Source organism: Candidatus Methanoperedens nitratireducens (genome assembly GCF_900196725.1).
Lineage (GTDB): Archaea > Halobacteriota > Methanosarcinia > Methanosarcinales > Methanoperedenaceae > Methanoperedens > Methanoperedens nitroreducens_A.
Map to the genome: position 1 here is coordinate 1 of NZ_FZMP01000133.1, position 7,755 is coordinate 7,755.

The following is a 7,755-nucleotide window of genomic DNA, read 5'->3' on the forward strand; positions in this document are numbered from 1 at the left end:
AGGATATCCTCTTTCTTTAAATCTTTAATTTATTGAAGTGGTTCTGTATCCTGTCCAAACAGAGCTTTTACAGTCACATCGGCTCCAATATTTGCAACTGAAGTCTTAACTGTGGCTACAATTTGCGTATCTGTCCAGCTAACTATTGATGCCGTTTCGGTCTTTCTATTTGAACTTACAAACACACCTAAGTCAGTAAACAGGGGATCAGGTTGCTCACCGAATCCAATACCGGTTATAGTTATTTCTGTTGGTATTCTGTTATTTCCTAAATTAGTTATGATTGCTGATGTTACATCGACCGGGTCTACGACAGTTAATGATTTCAGTTGACTTGGCTTGGGTACGAAATCACCGTTCTTAACTACCTTTATGGTATGAACTCCTGCCGGCAGGGTTACATCTACGACTATCTTGCTGTCTGTCACAGTTGTTGGTGTCAAATTTATCGCATCATCAATGACTACCTGTGCTGTATATGTAGCTGTACCGCTTAAGAAGTCGCTGCCTTCCAATGTGAGTGTTGTCGGGACATTAGTCGTGAGCCTTATTGGATTTATTGTAACCAGGTTGGGAATTATAGCTCCTTCAAAGCCGCTTTCTCCGGCGTCCCAGTATGCGTGGCAACCGTTGCAATCCCAGTTATCTCCTATATGGCCATATCCTGCTCTTGCACTGTTATTGGCATAGTCATATTCTATATTGTGAATTGTTGATATGCTGTGGCAATCTTCACATTTTCTTATGTCTAAAGCAGTACCCTGTGCGATATGGCACCATTCACACTGATATCCCTGTGTAACACCTAATATTGTGTTATGATGCGTATTAAAGTTCGGTAATATTTGCGGTATAGCACTGGCATCCACATCGTGACATGCTTCACAGCCGCCCCATTTCCTTCCACTGGTTGAATTTATAACTTTATAACTGGTATCTGGGGTGACCAAAGAAACACCATAGTCTGGCATATAGTGCCCATCATTGTAGTTATCTACGAAACCGCCATGACATTGTTTGCAATTCCTTGCTTGTGCCCAGCTTGTATTATGATGAGGTCTTCCTGCAATTACGCTTATATTACCAAAGAAAGCCGATCCGTTATGACAATCTATGCAATTTCTATCTAATAACACTTTTTGTCCTGTAGGTGTGTTCTGTATAGGATGGCAACTCTTACAGTAATATTCTCCAGTTTGTGCTAATCCGTGATGTCTGTCTTGTACACCTTGAGTATGACAGCCTCTGCAATTTTGCTCTTTAAGTTCAGTAACTGAAGTATCATAGGCAGATACATTTTGATTGACAGGCGGTGGTGGTACATTTGCAAATGCTGTCCAGATTAGGGCAATAACCAAAACTGGAATTAATATTAACATTATCTTTCTCATGTTATCATCTCCTTTTTAATTTTTAAAAATTAAAAAAGAAGAAGGGTTTGAATCAAAACCTTCTTCTTTAATTCCTCTTTTTGTCTCTTTTCTTTTTGTCTCTTTTCTTCAGCCCTGCGTCAATGTCACCGTGTCTGATCCGAATAGGGCATTTACCGTTACCGGGTCACCAACAACTGCAGAGGTTACAGTACCTACTATCTGTGCGTCAGACCAGCTTGATACAGCCAGAGTGTACGTTACCGGTTGGCCTCTAACGGAAGTAGCAACAGTCACTCCAAGTTCTGTGAATTCTGCTGGAGGCTGGTCGCCAAATCCACTGCCAGAGACAGTAATGGTGTATACGGTATCTAGTCCATGTCCTGTCTTTACGAGTGTTGCTGATGTTGCATCGACTGGATCAACGACTACAATGGATAGTTCACCACTGTACTTAGTCTGCCAGTCATAATCTCCTGTCTTTTTCACCTTCACAGTGTGAACTCCTTCAGTAAGTCCAGGTATGGTTGCTACTATCGTGGTATCGGTTACTGTTCCTGAATAACTGACTCCGTCAATCTCTACAGATGCCTGTATCGGATTGGTAGTTGTGCCTGATAAGAAGCCGGAACCAGTCACAGTTATTGTGAATCCTGCACCAGTTGTTAGCTTGGCCGGGTCTGTTGTAATTGAATATACAGATGGGACAATTACATTTTCAAAGCCGCTTTCTCCGGCATCCCAGTATGCATGGCAACCGTTGCAATCCCAGTTGGTCTCAATATGACCCTTTCCGGCTGTTCCGCTGCCATAGTCTTTCTGTATGTTGTGGATCGTTCCAACATCATGGCACTTCTCACAACCCGTACCATTGATGGCATCGCCGACGCTCAGTAATGTGTTATTTCTGATTTCGAATTTCAGTTCATCCGGATAACCGATTGGTCTCTCGGAATTTGTTGTTGTATTCCAGTAGGTTGTGTGGCACCAGTTGCAAGTCACTCCAGGAGTCCTATCTCCCTGATGATCTAATGCGCCTGTTCCCTGTCCGTTGGTTGCTGTGTGATGTGTATCATACGAATCGAAAAGGTCTGGGTCTGTAACAGTAGTATCCTGGTGGCAAGCGAAGCAACCGCCCCAATATCTGCCACTTGTTGCATTATAGACCTTGTAGTGTGTTGTCGGTGTGACAAGCGATGCGCCGTAGTCTGGTACATAGTGACCATCATCGTAGTTAGCTATGAACACTGCCGTGGCATTGATTGCATTGTCTTGCCTGAGCTGGTGCAGTATTGATGTGGTGTGGTCTGCTTATGTTGACTTTTCCTTTCGTTGCATTTGTTGGATCTACCCTTGACCAGTTAAGACCGGAATGGCACTGGAGACATTCTCTCTCTTTGAATACGGATTGTCCTGTTGGTCCAGAAAGTATAGGGTGACAATTGTTACAACCGTATGCTAATCCGGTAACGGGATTAATCTTTCCTGTTTCAACCAGTCTGTGGTGCCTATTTGGTATAACAGTTGCGTCTCCGCCTGTTTGGTGGCAGCCCCTGCACAATGTCTGGTTCGGATTTGTTGCCGAAGAACGATACTGATCGAACTTCGAGTCTTTAATGCCTAAATTCTGATTCACTGGTGGTGGTAATGCGGTCTTCACACTCGCATTGTGGAAAGTTACGGCAGCTAATGTCTGAACTCCTGCATCTTTATGGCATGAATCGCACTGGCTTGTCTGGGTTTCTGTATGTTGCCTCTTTGTGCTTGTGCTAATATTTACTGGTGAACCCCAGCTTGCATTCCCAGTATAAGCACCGTTATGACAGTCGATGCAGTTTGAGGTATTAATTAAAGAATTAGCAGTGCCATAATGGCTCACGCTTGCACTATTATTATACTTGAATTTATTGATACTGTTATTATGGCACAATGCACAGCTCGCTGTAACTGCCACGTCCGTGCTTCTGCTTGTGTGCTCGTCCACTTTCGGAGATGTTATTACCTGGTCTACATGACATTCATCGCAGTTACGGCTGAAAATACTGCTGGCTGAAGCATCATAATGACATAACTTGCAATCTGAGCTATTCAGAAGGCCAATACCTTCTAACTTGTTTACATCTTTATGTACGCCTGCACTTGCTGTATCTATTGGCTTGCTGAGATTGGCTGAACTGTGGCATGTAGTGCATGATTCAGTAATACTCTTTAATGTACCAAAATTAGCTGTTGCATGCGGGTCACCATTCTTGTTATTTTTTAGCGCATTTACATTGAACCAGTGGGATCTAAGGTCCATCTTATTTGCTGATTTTCTATTGATCGGCATGTGGCAGCTAATACATTCAGAATTGGTGGTATAATAGCCGTGTTTTGCTGGTGTTATTGAATGACAATCCGTGCAGGTCTTGTTGACTGCTGCTGGATATACACTGCCATTTGTGAACTTTGTCTTGCCGGTAGGTCCACCTGCATAAGCTGGGTTTGAGACGCCGTGACCGCCATGACATGTAACACAGGTTACAGATTGATTCGTATGAGTACTTGATTTCCAGTCTTCCCACTGTTCATGATGTCCTCCGACTTGACTGTAATTGTATGTCGGCATTGGGCTGTCATCATAGAGAGTATCACTTAGAAGTGTATTGTTGACTCCATCGGGATATGGTTTGAAGTTATGATACTCTCCATATAAAGTAGAGATTGGTCTGCTGTGGCAGTCGCCGCATATACCCGGAGTATTCCTGAGTACTGAAGTGTTTCTTATGTTAAGCTTGTTCGGACTGGTTACATGGTCTTCTCCCGGACCATGGCACGCTTCGCATCCAATACTGTTCTCTGCCCAGTAGCCCACGAAACCAGGCGTTAAACTGTTATTGTATACACCAGCCGGTATCTTACTTTGTGCTCTCAGAGTCTTAAATGGCTCTTTTTCTATATCTGAAACGTTGCTGAGATACCCGGTGCCATGGCAGTGACCACAGTTGTATTTCTTGATCGTATCCTTATTGTAGTCTGTCCATATTTGATCATCTATATTGAACTGGTTCTTGCCGCCTGTCGTGATGATATAACCAGTATCGTTCACATAGCGTATCTTCCATTTGCTCCCTATCACTAAGCTCACATTTTCCCAGCTATAGCCACCAGGCGGATTGGGATATCCTCGTGCCATGGCATCATCACGTGTAATCAGTTTACTGGTATGCGTACTGTTTGTCCATAGCCCATATTGTACTTCATGACATGCCTTACATGTCGAGGAGTCACCTGTATAATTGCCCGCTGTAACTATTGGTATAAAAGATATCGAAAAAATAATTAATAATAACCCTTTTTGTATATAATTCGAATATTTTACCTCATCTCGATTCTTGGTCATCGTATTACGTCCTCCTAACTTATATTTTTTTCTTATATTTTTACATCTTTAATATTCTAGATTTAATATTTCCAAAACTTCCGCCAAGTCTATAATAATACTAACAATATCCTATTCCTGATTACTGAATGCAATTTTGGTATATAAAAAGAGATGACGATTGCCATCCGATGGTAATCGATCTTATCAGGCATACTGTGCTTCTCATGCCGATAATTAGCCCTCAGGCTTGGAAAGCCTTTTCCACAGAATTACAAATTTATCTTTGTAATCTAACTTTTTAACACTGACCAAAAAACCATCCTCTTTGAACTTCACTGTAACTTCCCGGATTATACAGCGATAATACTTCTCCTCATTACCCGCATGATCTATAAGTGTCTTTACAGTTTGTATCAGTTCTGCATCTTCCAGAATTTTCAGCTTCCTGTAAACAGTTGTAGAAGGTATATTAAGCTCACGGCTCAACTGCAGGGCTGAACATTCTTTTACGGAGGTTCGAGCCATAATTGCACGGGAATATTTATCTGCCAATAATTGAAAAAACACCATTTCATTGTTCGTTTTTGGGCTCATTTTAGTTATTAGTTACTTTAATCAGCGCTTTTTTCTACAGCTATAATCAGTGCGATCAACCCCAGTATGTCAGATATTTCAGAGAAAATTTTATTCATATCTTTATCATTAAAAAATAAATGTCAGATAACAGGTGTCCAAATGTTATTAAACCAAAACCCAGAGTCAGGTAAAACATAGCAGAGATCCTTGTTTTTAAGAAAGATCGAGTAGCTATAACGAGCAGGATAAAACTCACGGTAAAACGAATGATATCTATGATTAATATACCCAACATGTTTTTCACCTAAGGTATCAAAATTTTTTATATCCTATTATCTCATTTTTTCTATTTTTTTATAATCTCAGAGCAATCTGAGACTCTACAGGGATTCCGGTTTTAAGCAGTTACTTACTGATATTTGAATAATCCCTGTCCCATGTCCATTCATAGCATACGTTCGTTAGGCTTTATCCTATAAATAGTTTTTTCTTTGGTCGTTATTATTATAATTGTAAATATTTAGATTTCCATCTAATATAGCGATGTTGGCAGCGGCTTTAAACAATAGTTTTATTTCTCATGGAGATTACGGTTATTTCCGAGCTTCGCTATAAGAGAATAGAGAAAGCCCGCCTGCAAAAACTGCAAAACAAGGGTACACTTTGAAATCAGAGTACCTATCCCTGAAAAAGACATAGGCAATTCTTACTATGAAAATTATAATAGTATTTAAATCATAGACGTACACGACCTGATATCTTATCCTTTTTCCTGCTCTGCTTATTGGAAGTTTTATCCTTGTTTTTATTAAGTCATTGACCTTTTTTACCCGGTGAGGTATTATCACGGATTACCATATAAGACATTTTTAAGTTTGCTATGAAAATATCCATTTCCTGCAATGAAAAAAAGCTAGATGAAAAACGAATACGAGATAACCGTCCGTTCGGTTAGAGGAGGAGCGGAGGTCTTTTAACCTCCGCTTTATTCTACACTATAAATATTTCCATACTGGTTTTATATTTATTTGGTATCTTCCTTGGATATTGATCTAATTGTAACATTAAAAACCAGAGTCTTACCGGCTAGCTCATTATTCAAATCCATAATTATGTTGGTATCGTTAAAATGGACGTTCATGGCCCCCAATGTAGTCCTTATTTTTGTATCCGGGATATAATTGTGTCTCAAGGTCATATTCTTCGAGTCTATATCAACTACAGTAGAATTCCATGCAGCCCCTTTTAATTGAATAATTTCGCCTTTTGTTGCTTCAGATTTTAAAGTAATGCTGTTCTCATCAATTTTTACGACTTTCTCTTTATATGGAGCTAATCTGATGATATCTCCGACAGTTAGATTGTAGGATAGAGACACATTAGAGCTTATATTTTGAACTGTAAGACGTACATTGGTCTCTGGAATAAAGACATCATCTCCAGTTTTATGATTCTCGCCAAACTCAAATTCAAACCGTGTAGCCGGGATTTCAAAGACTTTTTCAAGAGTTCTTGTCGATTCTAATTTTTGTGTTACCGGGATAATCTTTATTAATTCAGGATTTTTTAAATATGCTTTTTCAGGTGGAATTGTTAAATTTTTAGATTCTCCCAGCTTCATTCCAATTACTCCCTCTTCTAACCCTTTGATAACTGCCTTTTCTCCAACTTTGAATATCAGGGGTTTGAACTCCTTTTTCGAGATATTATTATCTATTGCTATTTTTTCTATTGTCGTATCGATTATGCTCTCATTTAAAAACTCCGTATAATCTATTGTGACAAGGTCTCCTTCTTTTATACCATCATTTATTTTTTTATCGATACAACCACTGAGTAATAACATTGTGACGAATAAATATAATACTTTTTTCATTTTTACCTCCACATCAAATCTCTTACGAAATATCCTATTACATATTTATTTTTATCAATTATTACTATCGACAAACGTATCTCATCGTTTTTCCTTGGGTGGTATCCTTCGAAACCTACATCAAAGATATATCTTCCTGTTCCATAATACTTCGTTGTTCCAAAACCTAAAGGATTTCCTTCTAATGTAACAATCCCGATGATTGATGAAATATCATGTTCAGATATATCAGGTTCAGATATACTGGGTTCAAGTATATCAGGTTCAGATACACTGGGTTCAAATATACTCGGGTGAATAGTACTTTCCAGTTTTAAGTCAATACTTTCTATTTCTATTTGTTCACTATTATTTTCTATCAAAGTCATATTTACTCTAATAACAGGCTCGCTATTCTCACTATAAATATCCATTGCAATTAATACGATAATAACGAGTGCCACAAAGCTTATGATTATTAGATGTCCGTTTTTTCTATTTTTTCTATTAGATTCATGTCACTCCTTTATTTTTCCTTTTAACTTTTTATTGTTTTTATTATATCCGAAATAATAGTAAAACAAGTGTTA

General features: G+C 39.1%; 7 protein-coding genes. All 7 read right to left on the reverse strand.

From position 1 onward, the window contains the following. Positions 1 to 29: 29 nt before the first annotated feature. The 7 genes from MNV_RS09565 to MNV_RS09595 all read right to left on the reverse strand — a co-directional run bounded on the left by MNV_RS09565 (position 30) and on the right by MNV_RS09595 (position 7,629). Entirely contained in the window at positions 30 to 1,391 is a 1,362-nt protein-coding gene (locus MNV_RS09565; RefSeq protein WP_096205569.1) for a cytochrome c3 family protein, read from the reverse strand. 108 nt (positions 1,392 to 1,499) lie between these two features. Beyond that, complete coding sequence (locus MNV_RS09570) at positions 1,500 to 2,618, reverse strand: IPT/TIG domain-containing protein (RefSeq protein WP_179293917.1); 1,119 nt, start codon at positions 2,616 to 2,618, stop codon at positions 1,500 to 1,502. Next, positions 2,605 to 4,752, reverse strand: a complete 2,148-nt coding sequence (locus MNV_RS09575) for a hypothetical protein (protein WP_096205573.1) — start codon at positions 4,750 to 4,752, stop codon at positions 2,605 to 2,607. The genes MNV_RS09570 and MNV_RS09575 overlap by 14 nt, the downstream gene beginning before the upstream one ends. 216 nt (positions 4,753 to 4,968) lie before the next feature. Next, positions 4,969 to 5,328: a winged helix-turn-helix domain-containing protein gene (locus MNV_RS09580; RefSeq protein ID WP_096205575.1), complete on the reverse strand. Its 360-nt coding sequence runs from the start codon at positions 5,326 to 5,328 to the stop codon at positions 4,969 to 4,971. Between the two features lie 94 nt (positions 5,329 to 5,422). Next, a complete protein-coding gene (locus MNV_RS21520; RefSeq protein WP_456303693.1) occupies positions 5,423 to 5,605 on the reverse strand; it encodes a DUF7521 family protein in 183 nt (60 codons plus the stop codon). A gap of 729 nt (positions 5,606 to 6,334) precedes the next feature. Beyond that, a complete protein-coding gene (locus MNV_RS09590; RefSeq protein WP_096205579.1) occupies positions 6,335 to 7,186 on the reverse strand; it encodes an FKBP-type peptidyl-prolyl cis-trans isomerase in 852 nt (283 codons plus the stop codon). A 2-nt stretch (positions 7,187 to 7,188) separates the two neighbouring features. Further along, positions 7,189 to 7,629, reverse strand: coding sequence for a hypothetical protein (locus tag MNV_RS09595; protein WP_143311718.1), 441 nt, complete (start codon positions 7,627 to 7,629; stop codon positions 7,189 to 7,191). Positions 7,630 to 7,755: the final 126 nt, after the last annotated feature.

Excerpts from the sequence above, each read along its gene's own strand:
- MNV_RS09580 (WP_096205575.1), bottom strand. The coding sequence starts at position 5,328 with ATGAGCCCAAAAACGAACAATGAAATGGTGTTTTTTCAATTATTGGCA.
- MNV_RS09565 (WP_096205569.1), bottom strand. The coding sequence starts at position 1,391 with ATGAGAAAGATAATGTTAATATTAATTCCAGTTTTGGTTATTGCCCTA.
- MNV_RS09575 (WP_096205573.1), bottom strand. The coding sequence starts at position 4,752 with ATGACCAAGAATCGAGATGAGGTAAAATATTCGAATTATATACAAAAA.
- MNV_RS21520 (WP_456303693.1), bottom strand. The coding sequence starts at position 5,605 with ATGTTGGGTATATTAATCATAGATATCATTCGTTTTACCGTGAGTTTT.
- MNV_RS09590 (WP_096205579.1), bottom strand. The coding sequence starts at position 7,186 with ATGAAAAAAGTATTATATTTATTCGTCACAATGTTATTACTCAGTGGT.